This window comes from Gaoshiqia hydrogeniformans (assembly GCF_049347105.1).
Taxonomy (GTDB): domain Bacteria; phylum Bacteroidota; class Bacteroidia; order Bacteroidales; family Prolixibacteraceae; genus Gaoshiqia; species Gaoshiqia hydrogeniformans.
In genome coordinates, this window is the sequence record NZ_CP186334.1 from 3,412,850 (window position 1) to 3,433,120 (window position 20,271).

The following is a 20,271-nucleotide window of genomic DNA, read 5'->3' on the forward strand; positions in this document are numbered from 1 at the left end:
AGAATGAGGTTTCATGAATATCAGATTAAGTTGATGATCATTAAAATCCTTCCGGGCTGCCAACGCGTGTCATGGCACAACGGAATCCAAGGTCATTGGCTGTTTCTGTTTGCTCTTTGTACCGTCTGGTTCCGGGAACCAGCCAGTAAGGGCGGTCTTTCCACGATCCGCCTTTGTAAACGCGGGTATTATCAGTAATCAGGGATGATAGTTGTCCTTCGGTTTCTGATTTGATATACATGTTGTCGGTGTTGAGCATTTTTTCAGTATTCCAATCTTGTCCTTCGATTAGTTGCGACTGATAATCTCCGTCCATATAATTACGGAAATCAGCGACCGTGTCAACAACCAGCTCCCCGTATTCATTCCGGATCAGGTTGCCGCCTTCGTCGCGTTTGTATTGCGTGTAAACTGTTCCGCGGAAAGGTTGGAACTCGGCTATATCCTGCATCGACAGTGGGCGGTATACGTCTGCGACCCATTCGTTTACGTTTCCTGACATACAATACAGGCCAAAATCATTCGGACTGTAAGAATTAACAGGAGCCGAAATGTCGGCATTATCATTCAATGCTCCGGCCATACCCATCATATCGCCGCGTCCGCGGATGAAGTTGGCATTTAATTCGCCGCGGCGTCTTCTGGAATCATTCCGAAGGTAACTTCCGTTCCAGGGGTAGAGTTTTCGTTCAGTCAGCAATTCTCCTTCGGTATTTCCGATCAGGCCATAAGCTGCATATTCCCATTCGGCTTCGGTAGGCAGCCGGTAGCTTGGCAGTAAAACGCCGTCTTCCCACCTGAGTTGCCGGGCATTGCCCATCGCGTCTTCAATGGGTTTATCACCCTGGGTTCCCTGGTATAAGCCGGCGAGGTAGGTCTCCGTGGTAAATACATCCTGACCGCTTTGATTCGCATCGTGTGTCAGTACCCCGCGATTGACCAAAAGTTGTTCGTTAACCCGGTTTGTACGCCATCTGCAATATTCGGTTGCCTGCATCCAGGACACGCCAACCACCGGATACCGGCTGTAGGCCGGATGGCGCAGGTAGTTTTCAATATATGGCTCATTGTAGGCCAAAGCGGCTCTCCACACCAGGGTGTCGGGCAGGGCGGCCTGATATCTTTCCGGTTTGTCGGGATGTACCCTGCGAATCCAGAACAAATATTCCCGGTAGTCCAGGTTCGATACTTCTGTTTCATCCATATAAAACGATGCCACGGTAACCCGTCGGGGCATGTTATTCCAATCGTACATGACATCCTGTTCTACCCGTCCCATGGTAAATGTACCACCCTGGATAAATTTTAATCCGGGACCGGTAAATTGCTCATAGCCATCATCTGCCTGGAAACCACCATTGTCCGGATCGTTGTATTTCCATCCGGTTTTGCTGGATGCATTCTTTTTGCTAAATCCGGCACCATCTTTTTTGAATAAACCACAGCCTGCAATCATCACAGACAACACCAAAAGTATTATGGCCTTAAATTTCATTGCTATGTATTTTCAGTTAAAATTTCAATGTTCACAAATATAACTGATTTGTTCAGTACTTATTGTTTAGGCTTCTTAACTTTTTTTATCGGTCCCGCCATGCTTTTTTTCATCTTGTTTGCCCGCGGATAGATCAGGTATTTTGCTTTGTATAACGGGCTGACCGTCTTCTTTTATTTAAGATTGGTTCTCTTTTTTTTGTTTGCTCTGAAAAAGCCGGCATAACATGGTCGGTTTTTGCAGGATGGCAGATATACTTTTTATTTTTTTTTTTCGTTCATTGTTGTAGCTCCCGGTAAGGGGATACATTATTAACAATTAGTCTATATTTGCAGTTTAACTTCTTAACAGGATAACATGAAACTACGATTTGCGGTTATTACGGCGATTTTATTAATGAGCATCATTCAGCATGCTAATGCCCAATCCTCAGCTACGGGGGCCAACACAATTTCGACAGCGGTTCCGTTTTTAACCATTGCCCCTGATTCGCGGGCAGGCGGTATGGGGGATGCCGGTGTGGCCACCTCACCGGATATGAACTCGCAGCACTGGAATCCGGCTAAATACGCGTTTATGGAAAGCGACCTGGGCGTTGGCCTGTCCTATACTCCCTGGCTTCGGAACCTGATTGACGACATTAACCTGGCTTACCTGGCTGGGTATAAAAAACTCGACGACGTGCAAACAATCAGCGCTTCGTTGCTCTATTTTGCCTTGGGCGAAATTACGTTTATGGATAGCTGGGGAAATTACCAGGGCCTGCAAAATCCGAACGAATTTGCCTTTGATGTGGCTTATAGCCGTTTACTTTCCGAAAAATTCTCAGGCTCTGTGGCTTTGCGGTACATCCGCTCCGATTTGACCGGCGGGCAAATGGTTGGCGATGTTGAAACACACGCCGGGAACTCGTTTGCCGCCGATATCGCATTCTATTTCCGGAACGAAATGCGTCGGAACAGAAGAAACTCAGTATTATCAGCTGGTTTGAATATTTCCAACATCGGGAATAAAATTTCTTATTCCGACGGGATGACCAAAGACTTTATCCCGACCAATCTGCGTTTGGGTACGGCCTATGAAACCGAATTAAACCAATACAATACGATTTTATTCACCGTCGATTTCAATAAATTGCTGGTACCTACCCCGAACATTGAAGTGGAAGAAGGTGAGGGAGGCGTGATTGTCGGAGGCGGATTTAGTCAGGATAAATCGGTTATTTCCGGTATGTTCACTTCATTTACAGATGCTCCGGGCGGATTTAAAGAAGAACTTCAGGAAGTAAATATCTCCACCGGTTTCGAGTATTGGTACAATAAGCAATTTGCTATACGCGGCGGATATTTCTACGAACACGAGAACAAGGGTAACCGGAAATTCGTGACTTTCGGTGCCGGCTTAAAGCTGAATGTTTTTGCGCTGGATTTTTCGTACCTGGTACCTACCCAACGAAACCACCCGCTTGCCAATACCCTGCGTTTTTCGCTGTTGTTCGACTTTGAAGCATTTAACAGTCAAAGAAGATAATGATATTTCGTATTGGTTTTGGTTATGATGTTCACCGCCTGGCCGAAGGAGAAAGTCTTTGGTTGGGCGGAATACCGGTGCCGCATCAGAAAGGAACGGTTGCCCACTCGGATGGAGATGTGCTGATTCATGCCATTTGTGATGCCATGCTCGGCGCCGCAAAACTTCGCGATATTGGTTATCATTTCCCCGATAATTCAACCGATTTCAAAAATATTGACAGTAAGGTTCTGTTGAAAAAGACAAACGGGTTGATCTCAGAGAAAGGTTATACCATCGGCAACATTGACGCGACTATTGCCGCCCAAAAACCCAAGCTGAAAGATTATATACCAATGATGGAAGAGACATTGGCTGAAGTACTGGGAGTTGATTTCGATGCAGTTTCAGTGAAAGCGACAACTACCGAGAAACTTGGGTTTGAGGGCCGGGAAGAAGGAATATCTGCTTATGCCACTGTTTTGATTCAGAAAAAGAACCAGGCTTAGGGCCAGGGAACGTGATCAGGAAAAATCTTGTTTTATTAAGCGCCTATTAAACTGATGTTTACTGAAATTTTATCTCTGGTTGATTTTGAGCAGGTTGTCGGACAGGGAAACGCAGTGCTTGCCTATTTCTCGACAGACGAATGCAGCGTATGTCAGGTATTGAAGCCAAAAGTGGCGGAAATGCTGGATAAATATTTCCCGGAAATTAAGCAGGTTTATGTGAACTGCGCTAAAGTGCCTGATGCCGCCGCCCAGAACCGGATCCTTTCGGTTCCTGCCATTCTTGTTTATTTTGAAGGACGCGAGTTCCTGAGAAAAAGCAGTAATTTTGGCATTGAAGCGTTAAAAAATGACATAAAACGTCCATATCAGTTGATGTTTTTCTAATTCCTGTTTGTGAGGGATATAAATATGAATTATTTTTAGTCCATAAGATAAAATAATCTCATTGAAGCAATACGTTTACACAGTTGTCATTTTAGTTGGTTTTTTCTTTTCGAATGCATCCGTTTGTGCTCAATCGGCCCGAATTGACAGCCTGAGGTCTGTATTGCCCGGGTTGAAAGGGGAAAGAAGGGCCGACTGTTACCTCGAACTTTCTAAAGAGTATACGTACATTGATCCCTCGAAGGTGGTTGAATACGGGCGCCTGGCACTTTCTATCATTCAGGAATACCAGAATAAGGAACAGGAGGCTTTGGCTAACTTAATCATTGGAGGTGGTTATCTGTTTGCCGGTAATTTTGAGGACGGGCGTAAGTACTCCGATGTTGGCCTTAATTTGGCCAGGAAAACCGGCAACACCGATTACATTTGCATTGGCTTAAACTCGCTGGCAGCCTACTACATGAATACGGGCGATTACGACACATCAGCCGCGATGTTTCGGGAAACCTTGCAGAAAGCAGATTCTGCCGGATTGGAAGTGCGGGCAGCCACGGCCCGCTTAAACCTTGGCGCTTTGCTCACCAACAAAGGCGAACGGACCAAAGGGCTTCGCTATCTGATGGAATCGTTGAAATATTTTGAACAGGAAAATAACGAACAAATCATGGCCCGGATTCTGAATAATGTGGCCGTGAATTACCATGCCTGGAAAGATTATAATAAAGCGCTGGAGTTTTATGAACGAACCCTGGGGACCTATCAGCAATTGAACGATTATGTTGGTCAGGCAATCGTATACAATAATATCGGAGAAATTTATAAAGACCAGGAAGATTATCAGAAGGCGTTAGTTTATTATCAGCTGACAATTGATATTGCCGACAGTGCAGATGCCGGCGATTTTTACCGGGCCTACGGATGGGTGGGACTGGCCGAAGTTTACTTACTGCTTGGCGAAAACAAGCTTGCCTACGGGAATGCAAACAAAGCCTTATCTGTTTTTGCCGAGCTAAAGATGCTGGAAGGAATCGCCAATGCACGGTTAATCCTTTCGCAGGCCGCTCTGGCTGATAAGAAGACCGAAGAAGCCTTATCGCTGGTCAACGAATCGCTGGAGCTTTCCCAAAAAATAGGGATTGCCGATCTGGAACAAAAAGCTTACCTGGTGAAATCCCGGATCTACGAAACCCAGAGACGGTATAAAGAAGCCTTTGAGAATATGAAGCTTTATGCCCAAAAAACCGATACGCTGTACAACGACGAACGGACCAATGATTTCGCCCAACTACGTTCGGAGCTTGAAAACTCGGAGAAACAAAATGAAATTGAGCTGCTTCAAAAGAATTATCAGATAAAAGAGATTCAGATAAAGAGACAAAAGACACAAACCAGGTTTTTGATTTTGACCCTTGGTTTATCTGTCATCGTGTTCTTCTTTATGCTCAATTATATAAAATCCCGCAAAAAGGCCAGCGATTTACTGGAACAAAAGAATAAGCAGATTAACGAACAACACGCCGAGTTGATCAGGGTAAACGAGACGAAAGACAAATTTCTGTCGATTATCGGGCACGACCTGAGAAACCCGATCGGGGCCTTTAAAGATGTGGTGGGGCAATTGGCCGATTTTCCGGAAATGTTTACCGATGATTTACGGCAGCAAATTATTCATGAGCTGCGGGATGAGGCTGAAAGTACTTATTTTTTGCTGGATAACCTGTTGTCGTGGGCCAAAAGCCAGAAAAACAGCATAAATTACCGGCCCGAACGTTTGGAACTGGCAGAATTGATTGAAAGCAATATTCTGCTGAACTTCAGGTTCTCCGAAAGCAAAGGGATAAAGCTTAAAACCGAAATGGAGGCCGGGATTGCGGCTTTTGCCGATTATAATATGGTCAACCTGATTTTACGTAATTTGATTTCCAATGCCGTGAAGTTTACGGAAGAAGGCGGCGGGATCACGGTTAAAGCTAAAGAAGCGGGAGACTTTATTGAAATAGCGGTGATCGATAACGGCATCGGGATTTCTGCAAAAAATCTTCCCCGTTTATTCGCACCCGACAATCACATTTCAACCTATGGGACGAATCATGAAAAGGGCTCGGGACTGGGTTTGTTGCTGTGTAAAGAGTTTGTCGAAATTAACGGCGGAACCATTGATGTTCAGTCAAAACCAGGAAAAGGCAGCACCTTCACCTTCACCCTGAAAAAATATACCGACACCATTTGATTAAAACAGGCTGTCGATCAGGTCTTGATTTGCCTGATGGGGCAGGGTTACGACGAGCTTCCTGTTTTCATTCATGGCCCGTTTAATGGCGAATGTCGCTGCCGGGTTACCGGCCCAATTCCGTCGGGCAATTCCGTTGTTTACATCCCAATGTAGCAGTTGTGCGATCCGGCGCCCTGCGTCGGCGCTGCCGTCAATAGTGAGTCCGAAGCCTCCGTTAATGGCTTCACCCCAGCCAACTCCGCCTCCGTTATGAATAGACACCCAGGTGGCTCCGCGAAACGAACCTCCGATGACATTCTGGATGGCCATGTCGGCCGTGAAAGCTGATCCGTCGAAGATGTTTGATGTTTCCCGGAAGGGCGAGTCGGTCCCCGAAACATCGTGATGGTCGCGGCCCAACACGATTGGCGCCGAAATTTCCCCTTTTTTAATGGCCTCGTTAAATGCCAGGGCTATCTTTATTCGTCCTTCAGCATCGGCATATAAAATACGGGCTTGCGACCCGACAACCAACCGATTCTTTTCGGCCTCTTCAATCCAGTGAATGTTATCATTTAACTGGCTTTGAATTTCCGAAGGGGCGGTTTGCCTGATTTCTTTCAACACCGTAGCGGCAAGCCGGTCGGTTTTTGCCAGGTCTTTCGGATCACCGGATGTACAGACCCAACGGAAAGGCCCAAAACCATAATCGAAAAACAATGGTCCCATGATATCCTGCACGTAAGAAGGATATTTAAATTTTCCGTTTGAGTTGAATACATCCGCTCCGGCGCGTCCGGCTTCCAGCAGAAAGGCATTTCCGTAATCCCAGAAATACATGCCCAAGGCAGTCATTCGATCAATGGCAGCCACGTGGCGCCGCAAACTTTTGTAAACTTCTTCTTCAAATTGTTCCGGATCTTCGCTCATCAGCTTATTGGATTCGTCCAGACTCCATCCGGCAGGATAATATCCGCCGGCAAAGGGGTTGTGCAACGAGGTTTGATCGGAGCCTAAATCAACGAGTAGCTTTTCATTCGCGAATTTTTCCCATAAGTCGACTACGTTGCCCTGGTAAGCCAACGAAACGGCTTCTTTGTTTCTCTGCGCCCGACGGATACGCCCGATCAGCGAATCAAGCCCGGTGAACACCTCATCAACCCAACCTTGCTCTTGCCTGATACGGACTGCCTTGGGATTGATTTCGGCAACCACGCCAATCATGCCGGCAATTTTTGCGGCTTTGGGCTGGGCTCCCGACATGCCGCCAAGTCCTGACGACACAAATACTTTACCTGCCATCTCTGCTGCTCCCTGCATGCGGGCGGCGTTCATCACGGTGATGGTGGTTCCGTGTACAATCCCTTGTGGGCCGATATACATAAATGAGCCGGCAGTCATTTGTCCGTATTGGCTGACTCCCAGGGCATTCATTCGCTCGTAATCGTCACGTCCGGAATAGTTGAAGACGACCATCCCGTTGGTAACTACCACGCGCGGCGCGTCAGGATGAGAAGGGAACAGGCCCATCGGGTGACCGGAATATAAAACCAGGGTCTGATCATCGGTCATTTCCGATAAATATTTCATGCAAAGCAGGTATTGTGCCCAGTTTTGAAAAACCGCCCCGTTTCCTCCATAGGTGATCAGCTCGTGCGGGTGTTGGGCAACGGCTAAATCCAGGTTGTTCTGAATCATCATCATGATGCTTGCAGCTTGTATGGATCGGTGCGGATAATCGGTAAGCCGTCGCGCTTTCATTTCGTATGCCGGACGAAAACGGTACATGTAGATCCGGCCGTATCGTTTTAACTCATCTAAAAATTCCGGTGCCAAAATGACATGCTGCTCTTCCGGAAAATAGCGTAAGGCATTTTTCAATGCTTGCTTTTTTTCTTCAGTCAATAAAATATCTTTCCGTCTGGGGGCGTGGTTCAAATCCGCTACGTATGGGTTAGTTCCGGGCAACATGTCGGGTATGCCGGTTTGGATGTGTGTTTGAAATTCTTCACGTGTCATGACAGGAGGTGTTTTTGGTTCATCTTTTGAAGACGTTTGTCTAACGGTAAATTTGCGACATTCCCCGAAAAAATGAAGTAACTTTAGGGTAGTTTTGCAACATTTGCCGAACCAGTAAAAATCATTGATAAAAAGAATAAAAGAAATGAAAAAAAGTTGGATCATTTTAGCCGGTGTCGTTATTGTCGTTTTATTGATTTATTCGTCAGTTAAGGGCACCTATAATACAATGGTTACGATGGATGAAGGCGTTTCAGCCAGTTGGGCGCAGGTCGAAAATGTGTATCAGCGCCGGGCCGATCTCATTCCAAACCTGGTTAGTACCGTAAAAGGTTATGCCGCACACGAACAGGAAACCTTGCAGGCTGTGATTGAAGCCCGCGCCAAAGCAACATCGGTGAACGTGAACCCGGAAAATATGAACATGCAGCAACTTCAACAGTTTCAGGAGGCACAATCCGGTTTATCTTCGGCGCTGAGCCGCCTGATGGTGGTGGTGGAACGTTACCCCGATTTGAAGGCAAACCAGAACTTTCTGGATTTGCAGGCGCAACTCGAAGGAACTGAAAACCGGATAACTGTTGAGCGCCGGAAATTCAATGAAAGCGCCCGTTCGTTTAATACCTATATCCGGACATTCCCGAAGAACCTTTATGCCAACCTGTTTGGTTTTGAAAAGAAAGCCTATTTTGAAGCTGATCAGGGAGCTGAAAAAGCGCCTCAGGTGAGCTTCGAATAAAAAGAATGACTATGCCTGTATCAAATTTTTTTAGTGACGAAGAGAAAAAGCGGATAACCGATGCCGTGAGGGCAGCTGAGTTGGATACTTCCGGCGAAGTGCGTGTACATATCGAAGGAAGATGTAAGGAAGATGTGCTTGACTGTGCGGCGTATTGGTTTGAGAAGTTGAACATGCACAAAACGGCTTTGAGAAACGGGGTCTTGTTTTACATGGCCGTATACGACCATAAGTTTGCCATATTGGGTGATGCCGGGATTAATGCAAAAGTGCCGGACGATTTCTGGGAAGAGATCAAAGAGCACATGCTGGCGAAATTTAAAGAAGGCCGGATGGCTGATGGACTGGCTGAAGGGATTAGAATGGCCGGAGAACAGCTCAGGGCGCATTTCCCGTATCAGGATGATGATGTCAATGAACTTCCGGACGATATTTCGTTTGGAGAAAAATAAGCAGAATGATCAAAAAATTATTCGTTGTTATCGCCTTGTTATTATCCCTGGGGATTTCTGCCCAGGATATACCCGGCCGGCCCAATCCGCCCAGATTGGTTAATGATTTGGCGCAGGTGCTGACGGAGGGACAGGCGCTTCAGATGGAGAATCAACTGGTTTCTTTTGCCCGGCAAACTTCAACCCAGATTGTTGTTGTTACGGTGCCGACACTCAATGGTTATGCCGCATCTGACTATGCTTTTCGCCTGGGCGAAGAGTGGGGAGTAGGCCAGAAAGATAAAGACAATGGCGTGATTGTGCTGTTCAAACCCAAGACGGCTGAAGAAAACGGACAAGTATTTGTGGCTGTGGGTTACGGGCTGGAGGGTGTTATTCCCGACGCGGTAGCCAATCGCGATATTGTCAATCATGAAATGATTCCACGCTTCAAGGCGGGGGATGTTTACGGCGGGCTTTCCAACGGGGTGCAGGTCATTATGGCTCTGGCCTCCGGCGAGTTCTCGGCACAGGAGTACCAGGACAAAGTTGCTGCCGGCGGCAGCGGTTTCCCGTTTTTCATCCTGATTTTTCTGATTTTCTTTGTTATCATCCCCATTTTAAGAGGGAAAAGAAGGTATTATAACACAGGTCGCAGTAGTTTGCCGCTTTGGCTGATTATGGGCGGTCTGATGGGATCCGGGCATCGCAGCGGTGGATGGAGCAATTTTTCAGGCGGCAGCGGTAGTTTTGGCGGCGGCGGCTTTGGCGGTTTCGGCGGCGGAGGCTTCGGTGGCGGCGGAGCCGGCGGCAGTTGGTAACCGACCTTAAAATATGATTGGGAAGCCAGGTGACAAATGAGCCTGGCTTCGCTTATATCTTAATATTCTTCCCCGAATATTTAAAATCTATTTCAATCCTTTCACAAAGATGGTATCGCTACGGTCTTCAGTTCAGATTAAACCGGTTACGGTACTGATGATGCAGTTTAACAGCCCGGTTTTGAACTCATCAATTTTGATTTTAGCCAAGCCTTTCTGTTTTAGTGCCGTCATTTCAATCAGTTCTTTCTTTGCCAGAATTAAAAATTCAAAGTCTTTTGCTGCCATCTCACCGGTCGCCAGTTGTATGGTCCATGCTTTCAGGTCTTCTTTTAGTTCTTCTGCAACGCGTAAAGCATCGCTTTGAGCTTCTTTTTTATAGCTCTTCAGACTTGATGAAGCTAGCTTGATCACTTCGTTTTTCAGGCTGTCGAATAATGTTTGAAAATCCATTTCTGTCCTGTTTTAGTTTGATAGTTGTGATTTTTTGATCTTTTTACTTTCCAGACCGGCTATTTGATCGAATGCCTGATCCACGATCGTCTTCATTTCGTTTACAAAAACCGGATTTAGCATATTTTCTTCTTTCCAGCGGACAAGGAAACCTCCCAGCAGGTGGCCCTCTTTATCGAGAAGTTTATCCCACATCCGGGTACTGATTTCATTTTTTGGCCGGTTTTTCTCGTACTCATAGATTTTCTGAAGTTTAGTTTCAAGTTCCTTCACGGCGGGTTTATGGGGCTCGTATGCTTCTGTCGCTAATTCCATGACATTTAATGCATCAACTTTTGCCGATGTGGTTTGCGTGTAGGCATACTGATCGAATGCTGAAATTGTGGCGCAGCCCGCGATGATCAACAGGGCCATAAAAATGGCGAATCGTTTGAACGGCAAGGTTTGTTTCATAGCTTTCATTTTATCGTTTTTTATTTCTTGTTTTACGTTTCATAAAAGACCGGAAACTTTATAAATTTCCGGTCTTTTGCGTTATTTGTGCAGGAGTCCTCGTTCACCTGGAAAGCTTTTACTGTTACGATTCAGGACGGATTTGGTTATTGAGAATACCATAAAAAAAGAGCCACAAAGATAAAACTTTGTAACTCTCTGTTTATTAGGTCGGTCTGCAGGGATTCGAACCCTGGGCCCGCTGATTAAGAGTCAGCTGCTCTACCAACTGAGCTACAGACCGTTTTTTCATCGGCCAAAATTAACTTTTTAAGGTCTTAGCGCAAACAAAAAAGCCATCTTTTTCAGATGGCCTTTCAATTATCTTGTTGTCATATTTAGTCTTCGGCGCCCACTTCCACTTCCATAATATCTTTATCAACCAGGATGCGTCCGCAGTACTCGCAAACGATAATTTTTTTCCGGTTGGCGATATCCATTTGACGCTGAGGCGGGATTTTATTGAAACAACCACCGCAGGCATCACGTTGTACGGTAACCACAGCCAAGCCGTTACGGGCATTTTTGCGGATACGCTTAAACGCAGTTAATAAGCGGGTTTCAATCATGTCTTCAATTTTTTCCGCTTTGCTTTTCAGCTTTTCTTCTTCAATTTTTGTTTCAGCGGTAATTTCGTCCAGCTCTTTTTTCTTACGGTCCAAATCCTCTTCGCGTTCGCCCAGTTGTATTTTTGACGAGTCGATCGCTTCTTTTTTGGTGTGGAGTTCGGCCGTGAATTCGCGGATTCTTTTTTCAGAAAGTTCAATTTCCAGTTTCTGGAATTCAATTTCTTTATTCAGAGAATCGTATTCACGGTTATTGCGAACATTGTTTTGCTGTTCGGTGTATTTGGCAATCAGAACTTCAGATTCTTTAATGGCAGATTTCCGGTTAACAATGGATGTTTCCATGCTTTTTACATCATCTTCAAAGTTCGAAATCCTGGTTTTCAAACCGGTGATATCATCTTCCAGGTCCTGTACTTCCAAGGGAAGTTCACCCCGAAGGGTTTTAATTTTGTCGATTTCCGACGCAACACTCTGTAATTCGTAAAGCGCTTTTAGTTTCTCACTAATTGGCACGGTTTTGTCTTCTTCGCGATACTGTGTATTCATATTTGAATGCTGTTATTATCTGTTTCAAATCAAGTAGTTAATCGGATTGGTTTTAACAGCCGATAAACGGAGTGCAAATGTAGGGAATTTTTTTGTAAGTAACTCATAAAAAACTTCTCCGGTAAATTGTTCACTCTCAAAATGTCCGATGTCGGCCAAAAGTATTTTTGTTTCTGCTTCGAAAAATTGATGGTATTTCAGGTCGCTGGTCATGAATACCTCGGCGCCGGCGCTGATGGCTTGCCGGATCAGGAAACTTCCGGAACCTCCGCAAACAGCTATTTTTTGTACCGGCTTGTTCAGCAGCGGGCTATGCCTGATGGCTTCGGCATGGAATATATTCTTTGCCTGACGGAGGAATTCGGTTTCGTGCATCGGTTGTTCGAGTTCGCCGATCATACCGATCCCTGCCAGCGGGAAATCGTTGTCGAGCGAATAGATATCGTAAGCCACTTCCTCATAAGGATGGGCTTTTAACAGGGACTCGATCACTTTTGCCTGAATGGGGGATGGGAAAATCGTTTCAAAACGGGTTTCAGCTTCGTGGTGAACCTGACCTTTTGATCCGACATAGGGTTTGCTGTTTTCATTTCCTCTGAAACTGCCTGTTCCGTCGAGCGAATAACCGCATGAATCGTAATTCCCGATATGTCCGGCGCCCGCGTTAAAAACGGCTTGTTGTACCTGGTCCAGGTGCCCTTTAGGAACGAAGGTGACCAGCTTTTTTAGCTGTCCTTTTACAGGGGAAAGCATATGGCAGTTAACGAGTCCCAGTTTCTCGCAAATCTTACTGTTTACCCCGCCCGTAACGCTGTCGAGGTTGGTATGTGCGGCATAAACGGCAATGTTGTTTTTTATTGCTTTAATGATGCAGCGCTCGGTGTCCGAAAAGCCGTTCAGCTTTTTGATGCCGTTAAAAATCAGGGGATGATGGGCGATGATGAGTCCTGCTCCTGTCGTAACGGCTTCATCGATTACCGCTTCGGTTACATCCAGGGTTATCAGTGCCCTGTCAACTTCATCCGAGGGATGACCGACCAACAGCCCGGCATTATCATAGGATTCCTGGTAAGCAAGGGGGGCTATTGATTCAAGATAATTTGTTACTTCGCTGATTATCATTTCTTACAGAACAGGTTAGGATGTTAAAACACAAGGATGATTCGGAGAATAACAGGCCATTTATCAAATAAGGCAAAACCAACGACGAAGTGTTTATCCCCGGAATTCACCCTAATCCATTTCTTCTTTAATATCAATGAGCATTTGGCGGATTTGTTGCAAACGGTCAACCAGATCATGATTCCCGACTGTGTCGTCTTTGTTGTCTTTCAATTTTTGTTTGGCGCCTTTCAGTGTCAGTCCGCGTTCTTTCACCAAATGATAAATCAATTTAAGCTGTTCAATATCATCCTTGGTAAACAACCTGTTGCCTTTTTTGTTTTTGTGCGGTTTCAGCACATCGAACTCTTTTTCCCAAAAACGAATATGGGAAGTGTTGAGTTGAAACATGTCGGCAACTTCACCAATGGTGTAGTATACCTTTTCTATGACCGGCTTCTTGTAAGGCACAACCGATGGATTAGTCGTAAGATTGGCCCATGTTGGACGACAAAGCGATCATGGTCTCGTATTCTTCCGCACTCAGGTCTTTAAAGTAAAAATGTTGAGGATTAACCGGTTTGCCGTTTTTATGCACTTCGTAATGCAGGTGGGGGCCCGACGAGGTTCCGCTGTTGCCTACATAACCGATTACGCTGCCACGTTTAACCGATTGTCCCACTTTTACATTGAAATCGTTCAGGTGTCCGTAGAGTGTTTCGTAGCCGAATCCGTGGTCGATTACAATCCAGCGTCCGTAGCCGGTCCTGGATGTTTGAACATCTTTGACAATACCGTCTCCGGTCGAATAAATTTCGGTGCCGACAGGTGCGGTAAAATCCATCCCGTAATGGAAACGGCTGATTTTATATATAGGATGAACGCGAAATCCCCAACCGGAAGCGGTGCGTTTCAGGTCCTGATTGGCAACAGGCATAATGGCAGGAATACTGGCCAGCATCTGTTCTTTGGCCAGGGCCAGGGTCATCACTTCTTCATATGATTTTGACTGGACATAGGCTTGTTTGGAAATAATATCCAACTTCCGGGCCGTATTGATTACCAGTTCTGAGTTGTCCATGCTTTCAAGCCGGGCATACTTGTTTATCCCGCCAAAACCGGCCTTGCGGATTGAATTCGGAATCGGGTCGGCTTCAAAAATAACGCGGTACAAATTGTCGTCGCGTTGCTGCAGGTCGGTAAGGACCTTTTCGACATTCTCCAGATTTTTGTACATCAGTTCATACTGCGTCAACATACGTTGATTTTCACGCTTCAGGCTACGCGTTTTCGGCGTTTCATAAAGCTGAAGAAATACAGCTGTCATAAAAATACTCATGATCAGGCTGGCAGAAAAAAGAAGCAGCAGACGGGAAAATTTAGCTTTAAAGTTATATTCAACCTTGGTGTAACTGAGCGTTTCGGGATTGAATTTGTACTTTGTTTTTGCCATATAAAACCAATTTCTTTTTTTCAGATGTAACAAATTTAAGTAATTAATCTAACTTTGCAAGACTTTAAAATCGGGCATGTTAGCATGATGACAAAAATAATTGAATAATCCGGTTAACAAGTCTGAAAAATCGGTAATTAATTCATTTTAACAATTTTTAAAATTTAGCAGAGACGATGGAGATGAATTCCAAAGAGATCAGGAAAGCCTTTCTGGATTTTTTTATTTCTAAACAGCATACAATCGTTGATTCGGCTCCCATGGTGGTAAAAAATGACCCGACCCTGATGTTTACCAACGCGGGAATGAATCAGTTTAAAGATATTTTTTTAGGTAACCAACCGGCAAAATCAGTCCGCATAGCCGACACCCAAAAATGCCTGCGTGTATCGGGCAAACACAATGATTTGGAAGAAGTAGGGCACGATACTTATCACCACACGATGTTCGAAATGCTTGGAAACTGGTCGTTTGGCGATTATTTTAAAACGGAGGCGATTGACTGGGCCTGGGAGTTTCTGCATGAACGGATGGGAATCCCGGCCGACCGGATGTACGCCACCGTTTTTGAAGGAAGTAAGGATGATCAGCTTGAACTGGATGGAGAAGCGCAGCAACTGTGGCTGAAACATCTTCCGGCCGATCGTGTATTGCTGGGCAATAAAAAAGATAATTTTTGGGAAATGGGCGATACCGGGCCCTGCGGTCCCTGCTCCGAAATCCATGTTGATTTGCGCGATGATGACGAACGGGCTAAAATTCCCGGACGTGATCTGGTCAATAAAGACAATCCGCTGGTCATCGAGATCTGGAACCTCGTATTCATCCAGTTTAACCGGAAAACAGACAGCAGCCTGGAAGAGTTGCCGGCAAAGCATGTCGATACCGGTATGGGCTTCGAACGCCTGTGCATGGTGTTGCAGGGTAAAAAATCGAACTACGATACGGATGTGTTTCAACCGGTTATTGCTGAAATAGCCAAGTTGTGCGGGAAACATTACGGGCAAAACGGGAAAGACGATATTGCCATGCGCGTGATTGCCGACCACCTTCGCGCGATTGCTTTTGCCATTGCCGACGGTCAGCTGCCGTCAAATAATAAGGCCGGTTACGTTATTCGCCGGATCCTGCGCCGGGCTGTAAGGTACGGATATACCTTCCTCGGGTTCCGCGAGCCTTTCATATTCAAACTGGCCGAAGTGTTGAAAAATAATATGGGCGGTGCCTTCCCCGAACTGAAAGCGCAACAACGATTGATCGAAAACGTGATCAAAGAAGAAGAGGAGAGTTTCCTGCGTACCCTCGAAACAGGCATCCGGTTGCTCGACGATGAAATGGCTTCGGTGAAAGCAGCCGGTAAAACGGAGGTTTCGGGAAAGAATGCTTTTGAATTGTACGACACATTTGGTTTTCCGCTTGACCTGACCGAACTTATTCTGCGCGAAAACGGCCTTACTGTGAATCGGGATGAGTTTGACCAGGAAATGGAAAAACAGAAAAACCGTTCGCGCCATGCCGCTGCACAGGAAACAGGTGACTGGGTGGAGTTGAAAAAAACCGAAGAGGTCAAATTTACAGGATATACCAGCCTCGAAGCCGATATTCGCATTGCCCGTTACAGGAAAGTAAAACAAAAAGATAAAGAATTGTACCACCTCGTGTTCGACCAGACTCCTTTTTACGGCGAGTCGGGCGGACAGGTGGGCGATACCGGCTACATTGAGGCTCAGGGCACAAAAACAATGATTCTGGATACGCAAAAAGAAAATAACCTGATTGTCCATATCGCCAAAGAACTGCCTGCCGACCCGTCGGTGCAGTTTAAAGCCTTGGTAAACAGCCGGAAACGGATGCTTACTGCCAATAATCATACGGCTACGCACCTGCTCGACCAGGCCTTGCGCGAAATTCTGGGAACACACGTCGAACAAAAAGGATCGCTGGTGACGGCCGATCATTTGCGTTTTGACTTTTCACATTTTCACAAGGTGAGCAAAGAAGAGCTGGACAGAATACAAACCCGGGTGAATGAGTTGATCCGCCGGAATTTTTCACAGGAAGTGAAAAATGACATTCCCTTTGCCGAAGCCCGGGAAATGGGCGCCATCGCTTTGTTTGGCGAGAAATACGGCGATACAGTCCGCGTAGTCAAATTTGGCGATTCAGTTGAACTTTGCGGTGGAACACACGTTCCGGCAACCGGGCAGATCGGTCACTTTATTATTACTTCCGAAAGCGCCGTTTCGGCAGGCGTACGCCGCATTGAGGCCATTACTGCCGACAAGGCGGAGGCCTGGCTCAACCGAAACATGGAAGAACTAAATGAGGTGCGCGCCTTGTTTAGTAACACCAAGGATCTGAAAAAATCGGTTGAAGACCTGATGTCCGAAAACAGCCGCTTGCAAAAGATCATTGATACCTATGAAAAGCAGGCTGCAGCCGGGATTAAAGACGAATTGAAGAAAAAAATTCAGTCGGTCAACGGGATCAATGTGATCGCTGAAAAAGTGGCGCTCGATTCGGCCCAATCGGTAAAAGATTTATCGTTTCAACTGAAAGGCGAAATTGATAACCTCTTCCTGGTTCTTGGCGCTGAAATCGACGGAAAACCAAGCCTGAGCATTATGATCTCGGATAACCTGGTAAAAGATAAAGGCTTAAATGCCGGCCAGATTGTCCGTGAAGCTGCCAAAGAAATGAAAGGCGGCGGCGGCGGTCAAGCGTTTTATGCAACAGCCGGTGGTAAAGATGTTGCCGGAATTGAGGCTGCCATTGAAAAAGCGAAAGCTGTTGTTTGTTATTCGGCGGTATAATATCCGTTTGGGCTTTTTCGCCCGGCTTTTGGCGTGTATAAGTCTCATGTCGGGAGTTCATCCGGCATAATTTAGCCGATCCAGAATCGAGAACATGATTTTGTTGTTGGCTGGGCAGTGAGAGTAACCCGCCCTGATATTTTCTTTTGTTTGGATGAACGGCCCGGCTTCCTTCAACTCGTCGCCGGCATGTTCGAGCATGGCTTCAATGCTTTCGGGAGTGGCTTCGAAATGAAATTGCAGGCCGGCAACACGGTCGCCATATAAAAACAACTGATTGGCACAGGCCTTGCTTTCTGCAAGCCTGGTTGCCCCCGGCGGAATTTGAAACTGATCACCATGCCAGTGAAAAACAGTCAGTTCGTCGGGCATGGCAGATAACAGGGGTGCTTTCGAAGCTTCCGGCGTTTTTTTCACCGGGAACCAGCCGATTTCCTTTTCATTTCCCGAAATCACCTGAACACCCAGGGCGTCAGCCAGCAACTGGGCGCCAAGACAAATTCCGAGAATCACTTTCCCGTCAGCCAGCGCTTTTTTCAGAAATTGTTTCTCGGCAGTTAGCCAGGGAAAAAAAGCCTCGTCGTAAATCCCCATCGGGCCGCCCATCACAATCAGCCAGTCAAAACTGTCGGGATCGGGCAGACTTTCACCCAGGTAAAAACGGGTGGCTGTCAGCCGATGTCCCTTGTTTCTGACCCATTCGTCGATGCAGCCTAATCCTTCGAACGCAACATGCTGCAGATAGTGTATTCTTGTTGATTTCTTCATAAATCGAATGTAAGCGAAAAGAACAAATTTAATGATAAATCCAGCCCGGCAAAAGGGAATTTCAGTGGTTTGCCTTTGGTTTTGAAGCGGCAGTCGTAAAAGTGGTGACAAAACCCCATTGATTTTTATTCATGAATAGTTCAACTTTAGCTAAAAATAGAATAAATGAATCCTGAAATACATCGGATTAGTCCCAGTCCATTGAGTTGGGAAATCATTGAGAATATATTGGAGCGAGGTAAAAAGCTGGTTCTTTCAGATGAATCAATCCGGCTTATTCAAAAATCAAAAACCTTTTTAGATCAGAAACTGGCCCAAAGCGAAGATCCGATTTACGGGATCAATACCGGTTTCGGGGCTCTGTGCGACCGGAAAATATCGAAATCCGACCTGAGCAAATTGCAGGAGAACCTGTTGGTTTCGCATGCCTGCAATGTGGGGAATGAAGTTCCTGCCGATGTGGTTCGGCTGATGTTGCTGTTAAAAGCGCACGCGCTGGCCAAAGGAAATTCCGCGGTTCAATTAATCACGGTGCAGCGCATCATCGATTTATTTAACGAGGATATGCTGCCCCGGGTATTCGAGCAGGGATCGCTTGGCGCCAGCGGCGACCTGGCTCCCCTGGCCATGTTGTTTTTACCCCTGCTGGGGTTGGGGACAGTAAATTACCAGGGAGGAAAAATCAGCTCGGCCGAAGCCCTGAAAAAAATGGGCTGGGAGCCGGTCAAACTCGAAGCCAAAGAAGGTCTGGCTTTGTTGAACGGAACCCAGTTTATGAGCGCTTATGCCGTTCATACACTTCTTAAAAGCTTTAAACTGGTGAAGTATGCCGATGTGATTGGCGCTGTTTCGCTCGACAGTTTTGACGGTTTGTTGGAACCTTTTATGGCCCGGGTACACGAAATCCGCCCGCATACCGGGCAAATTGAAACAGCCCGCAATTTCAGGGAATTATTGAAAGGAAGTGAATTGATCGGCCGCGAAAAGCAACATGTTCAGGACCCCTATTCATTTCGCTGCATTCCGCAGGTACACGGGGCTGTAAAAGATGCTGTTAATTACGTGGCAGGGGTGGTTGAGGTGGAAATCAATTCGGTTACCGACAATCCGACTGTTTTTCCGGATGACGACCTGATTATCTCGGGTGGTAACTTTCATGGCGAGCCCCTTGCGCTGGCTCTCGACTTTCTGGCAATTGCTTTGTCGGAGTTGGGGAGCATTTCTGAACGCCGGACTTACAGGCTAATCGCGGGCGAACGTGGCTTGCCTGTGTTTTTAGTGGCCAACCCCGGGCTGAATTCCGGGTTTATGATTCCCCAATATGCCGCGGCATCGATTGTGAGCCAGAATAAACAACTTTGCACGCCTGCGTCGGTCGATTCAATTCCTTCGTCAAACGAGCAGGAAGATCACGTGAGCATGGGGGGCAATGCGGCCACTAAGGCGCTGAAGGTGGCTGATAATATTTTGAAAGTGTTGGCAATAGAACTATTTAATGCCGCACAGGCGCTGGATTTCAGGCGGCCCTTAAAAAGCTCTCCTTATTTGGAAGAGTTTATCGGCCTGTACCGAGAGGAAGTTCCTTTCGTGAAAGAAGACCGTTTAATGTATGAAGGAATTAATGATACCACCCGGTTTTTGGAAGAGGGAAAGTTTATCAGTGATCAGTGATCAGTATTCAGTACCAGCGTTCAGACGTGGTTTTACTCAGGTGTTTTTTAGTTCCAAGTTTCAAGTTCCAAACCCCATGTTCAATGACCAATTAACGGAGACGGGAGAAGGGAGAATGGAGAACGGTGGCAAGTCGCCTTTTACTTTAGCACTCAGGTGCTCAGTCACTTTTTAATGCAGAGAACGCAGGGAAGCGCAAAGTTCGCAGAGAACAAGCTCCAATCCTCAAGTTCTGAACACTGATTACCGAATTCACTGACCACGATTACCAATTATTTACAGT

The 20,271-nt window shown here is 46.2% G+C and carries 18 protein-coding genes and 1 tRNA gene; 9 read left to right on the forward strand and 10 right to left on the reverse strand.

Annotated features, from left to right (window positions below):
* Nucleotides 1–40: 40 nt before the first annotated feature.
* Complete coding sequence (locus ACOIT5_RS13800) at nt 41–1,495, reverse strand: SUMF1/EgtB/PvdO family nonheme iron enzyme (protein ID WP_423126739.1); 1,455 nt, start codon at nt 1,493–1,495, stop codon at nt 41–43.
* Between the two features lie 357 nt (nt 1,496–1,852).
* Between ACOIT5_RS13800 and porV the strand changes: the two genes are divergently transcribed.
* The 4 genes from porV to ACOIT5_RS13820 all read left to right on the forward strand — a co-directional run bounded on the left by porV (nt 1,853) and on the right by ACOIT5_RS13820 (nt 6,130).
* Complete coding sequence (gene porV, locus ACOIT5_RS13805) at nt 1,853–3,025, forward strand: type IX secretion system outer membrane channel protein PorV (RefSeq protein ID WP_423126740.1); 1,173 nt, start codon at nt 1,853–1,855, stop codon at nt 3,023–3,025.
* Nucleotides 3,025–3,513: a 2-C-methyl-D-erythritol 2,4-cyclodiphosphate synthase gene (gene ispF / locus ACOIT5_RS13810; RefSeq protein ID WP_423126741.1), complete on the forward strand. Its 489-nt coding sequence runs from the start codon at nt 3,025–3,027 to the stop codon at nt 3,511–3,513. Before porV ends, ispF begins: the two co-directional genes overlap by 1 nt.
* A 54-nt stretch (nt 3,514–3,567) precedes the next feature.
* Entirely contained in the window at nt 3,568–3,900 is a 333-nt protein-coding gene (locus ACOIT5_RS13815) for a thioredoxin family protein (protein WP_423126742.1), read from the forward strand.
* Nucleotides 3,901–3,961: 61 nt separating this feature from the next.
* Nucleotides 3,962–6,130: a tetratricopeptide repeat-containing sensor histidine kinase gene (locus tag ACOIT5_RS13820; protein WP_423126743.1), complete on the forward strand. Its 2,169-nt coding sequence runs from the start codon at nt 3,962–3,964 to the stop codon at nt 6,128–6,130.
* Here the strand turns inward: ACOIT5_RS13820 and ACOIT5_RS13825 are convergent, their stop codons facing one another.
* Nucleotides 6,131–8,131: a urocanate hydratase gene (locus ACOIT5_RS13825; RefSeq protein WP_423126744.1), complete on the reverse strand. Its 2,001-nt coding sequence runs from the start codon at nt 8,129–8,131 to the stop codon at nt 6,131–6,133.
* A 145-nt stretch (nt 8,132–8,276) separates the two neighbouring features.
* Between ACOIT5_RS13825 and ACOIT5_RS13830 the strand changes: the two genes are divergently transcribed.
* Genes ACOIT5_RS13830 through ACOIT5_RS13840 form a run of 3 tightly spaced genes read left to right on the forward strand, consistent with a single transcriptional unit; the run spans nt 8,277 to nt 10,122 of the window.
* The gene (locus ACOIT5_RS13830; protein WP_423126745.1) at nt 8,277–8,870 is read left to right on the forward strand and encodes a LemA family protein; all 594 of its coding nucleotides are present in this window, start codon (nt 8,277–8,279) and stop codon (nt 8,868–8,870) included.
* Between the two features lie 11 nt (nt 8,871–8,881).
* Nucleotides 8,882–9,322, forward strand: a complete 441-nt coding sequence (locus tag ACOIT5_RS13835) for a TPM domain-containing protein (protein WP_423126746.1) — start codon at nt 8,882–8,884, stop codon at nt 9,320–9,322.
* A 5-nt stretch (nt 9,323–9,327) separates the two neighbouring features.
* The gene (locus tag ACOIT5_RS13840; RefSeq protein WP_423126747.1) at nt 9,328–10,122 is read left to right on the forward strand and encodes a TPM domain-containing protein; all 795 of its coding nucleotides are present in this window, start codon (nt 9,328–9,330) and stop codon (nt 10,120–10,122) included.
* A gap of 132 nt (nt 10,123–10,254) precedes the next feature.
* Here the strand turns inward: ACOIT5_RS13840 and ACOIT5_RS13845 are convergent, their stop codons facing one another.
* The 7 genes from ACOIT5_RS13845 to ACOIT5_RS13875 all read right to left on the reverse strand — a co-directional run bounded on the left by ACOIT5_RS13845 (nt 10,255) and on the right by ACOIT5_RS13875 (nt 14,736).
* Nucleotides 10,255–10,575 carry a hypothetical protein gene (locus tag ACOIT5_RS13845; RefSeq protein WP_423126748.1) on the reverse strand — a complete coding sequence of 107 codons (321 nt, stop codon included), beginning with the start codon at nt 10,573–10,575 and terminating at the stop codon, nt 10,255–10,257.
* A gap of 12 nt (nt 10,576–10,587) precedes the next feature.
* Complete coding sequence (locus ACOIT5_RS13850) at nt 10,588–11,037, reverse strand: hypothetical protein (protein WP_423126749.1); 450 nt, start codon at nt 11,035–11,037, stop codon at nt 10,588–10,590.
* Between the two features lie 201 nt (nt 11,038–11,238).
* Nucleotides 11,239–11,311, reverse strand: a tRNA-Lys gene (locus tag ACOIT5_RS13855).
* Between the two features lie 94 nt (nt 11,312–11,405).
* Complete coding sequence (locus ACOIT5_RS13860; RefSeq protein WP_423126750.1) at nt 11,406–12,182, reverse strand: zinc ribbon domain-containing protein; 777 nt, start codon at nt 12,180–12,182, stop codon at nt 11,406–11,408.
* Between the two features lie 24 nt (nt 12,183–12,206).
* Nucleotides 12,207–13,304, reverse strand: a complete 1,098-nt coding sequence (locus ACOIT5_RS13865; RefSeq protein ID WP_423126751.1) for a Nif3-like dinuclear metal center hexameric protein — start codon at nt 13,302–13,304, stop codon at nt 12,207–12,209.
* Between the two features lie 111 nt (nt 13,305–13,415).
* Nucleotides 13,416–13,754: a MerR family transcriptional regulator gene (locus ACOIT5_RS13870; RefSeq protein ID WP_423126752.1), complete on the reverse strand. Its 339-nt coding sequence runs from the start codon at nt 13,752–13,754 to the stop codon at nt 13,416–13,418.
* Between the two features lie 10 nt (nt 13,755–13,764).
* Complete coding sequence (locus ACOIT5_RS13875) at nt 13,765–14,736, reverse strand: M23 family metallopeptidase (RefSeq protein WP_423126753.1); 972 nt, start codon at nt 14,734–14,736, stop codon at nt 13,765–13,767.
* A 176-nt stretch (nt 14,737–14,912) separates the two neighbouring features.
* On the opposite strand from ACOIT5_RS13875, the gene alaS reads away from it, so the two are divergent.
* Nucleotides 14,913–17,549 (forward strand): alanine--tRNA ligase, encoded by a 2,637-nt coding sequence (alaS, locus tag ACOIT5_RS13880; protein WP_423126754.1) that lies wholly within the window; start codon nt 14,913–14,915, stop codon nt 17,547–17,549.
* 57 nt (nt 17,550–17,606) lie between these two features.
* Here the strand turns inward: alaS and ACOIT5_RS13885 are convergent, their stop codons facing one another.
* Nucleotides 17,607–18,317 (reverse strand): type 1 glutamine amidotransferase, encoded by a 711-nt coding sequence (locus ACOIT5_RS13885; protein WP_423126755.1) that lies wholly within the window; start codon nt 18,315–18,317, stop codon nt 17,607–17,609.
* A 165-nt stretch (nt 18,318–18,482) separates the two neighbouring features.
* Between ACOIT5_RS13885 and hutH the strand changes: the two genes are divergently transcribed.
* A complete protein-coding gene (gene hutH, locus ACOIT5_RS13890) occupies nt 18,483–19,988 on the forward strand; it encodes a histidine ammonia-lyase (RefSeq protein ID WP_423126756.1) in 1,506 nt (501 codons plus the stop codon).
* Nucleotides 19,989–20,271: the final 283 nt, after the last annotated feature.

Excerpts from the sequence above, each read along its gene's own strand:
- ACOIT5_RS13800 (WP_423126739.1), bottom strand. The coding sequence starts at position 1,495 with ATGAAATTTAAGGCCATAATACTTTTGGTGTTGTCTGTGATGATTGCA.
- porV (WP_423126740.1), top strand. The coding sequence starts at position 1,853 with ATGAAACTACGATTTGCGGTTATTACGGCGATTTTATTAATGAGCATC.
- ispF (WP_423126741.1), top strand. The coding sequence starts at position 3,025 with ATGATATTTCGTATTGGTTTTGGTTATGATGTTCACCGCCTGGCCGAA.
- ACOIT5_RS13815 (WP_423126742.1), top strand. The coding sequence starts at position 3,568 with ATGTTTACTGAAATTTTATCTCTGGTTGATTTTGAGCAGGTTGTCGGA.
- ACOIT5_RS13825 (WP_423126744.1), bottom strand. The coding sequence starts at position 8,131 with ATGACACGTGAAGAATTTCAAACACACATCCAAACCGGCATACCCGAC.
- ACOIT5_RS13830 (WP_423126745.1), top strand. The coding sequence starts at position 8,277 with ATGAAAAAAAGTTGGATCATTTTAGCCGGTGTCGTTATTGTCGTTTTA.
- ACOIT5_RS13835 (WP_423126746.1), top strand. The coding sequence starts at position 8,882 with ATGCCTGTATCAAATTTTTTTAGTGACGAAGAGAAAAAGCGGATAACC.
- ACOIT5_RS13840 (WP_423126747.1), top strand. The coding sequence starts at position 9,328 with ATGATCAAAAAATTATTCGTTGTTATCGCCTTGTTATTATCCCTGGGG.
- ACOIT5_RS13845 (WP_423126748.1), bottom strand. The coding sequence starts at position 10,575 with ATGGATTTTCAAACATTATTCGACAGCCTGAAAAACGAAGTGATCAAG.
- ACOIT5_RS13850 (WP_423126749.1), bottom strand. The coding sequence starts at position 11,037 with ATGAAAGCTATGAAACAAACCTTGCCGTTCAAACGATTCGCCATTTTT.
- ACOIT5_RS13860 (WP_423126750.1), bottom strand. The coding sequence starts at position 12,182 with ATGAATACACAGTATCGCGAAGAAGACAAAACCGTGCCAATTAGTGAG.
- ACOIT5_RS13865 (WP_423126751.1), bottom strand. The coding sequence starts at position 13,304 with ATGATAATCAGCGAAGTAACAAATTATCTTGAATCAATAGCCCCCCTT.
- ACOIT5_RS13875 (WP_423126753.1), bottom strand. The coding sequence starts at position 14,736 with ATGGCAAAAACAAAGTACAAATTCAATCCCGAAACGCTCAGTTACACC.
- alaS (WP_423126754.1), top strand. The coding sequence starts at position 14,913 with ATGGAGATGAATTCCAAAGAGATCAGGAAAGCCTTTCTGGATTTTTTT.
- ACOIT5_RS13885 (WP_423126755.1), bottom strand. The coding sequence starts at position 18,317 with ATGAAGAAATCAACAAGAATACACTATCTGCAGCATGTTGCGTTCGAA.
- hutH (WP_423126756.1), top strand. The coding sequence starts at position 18,483 with ATGAATCCTGAAATACATCGGATTAGTCCCAGTCCATTGAGTTGGGAA.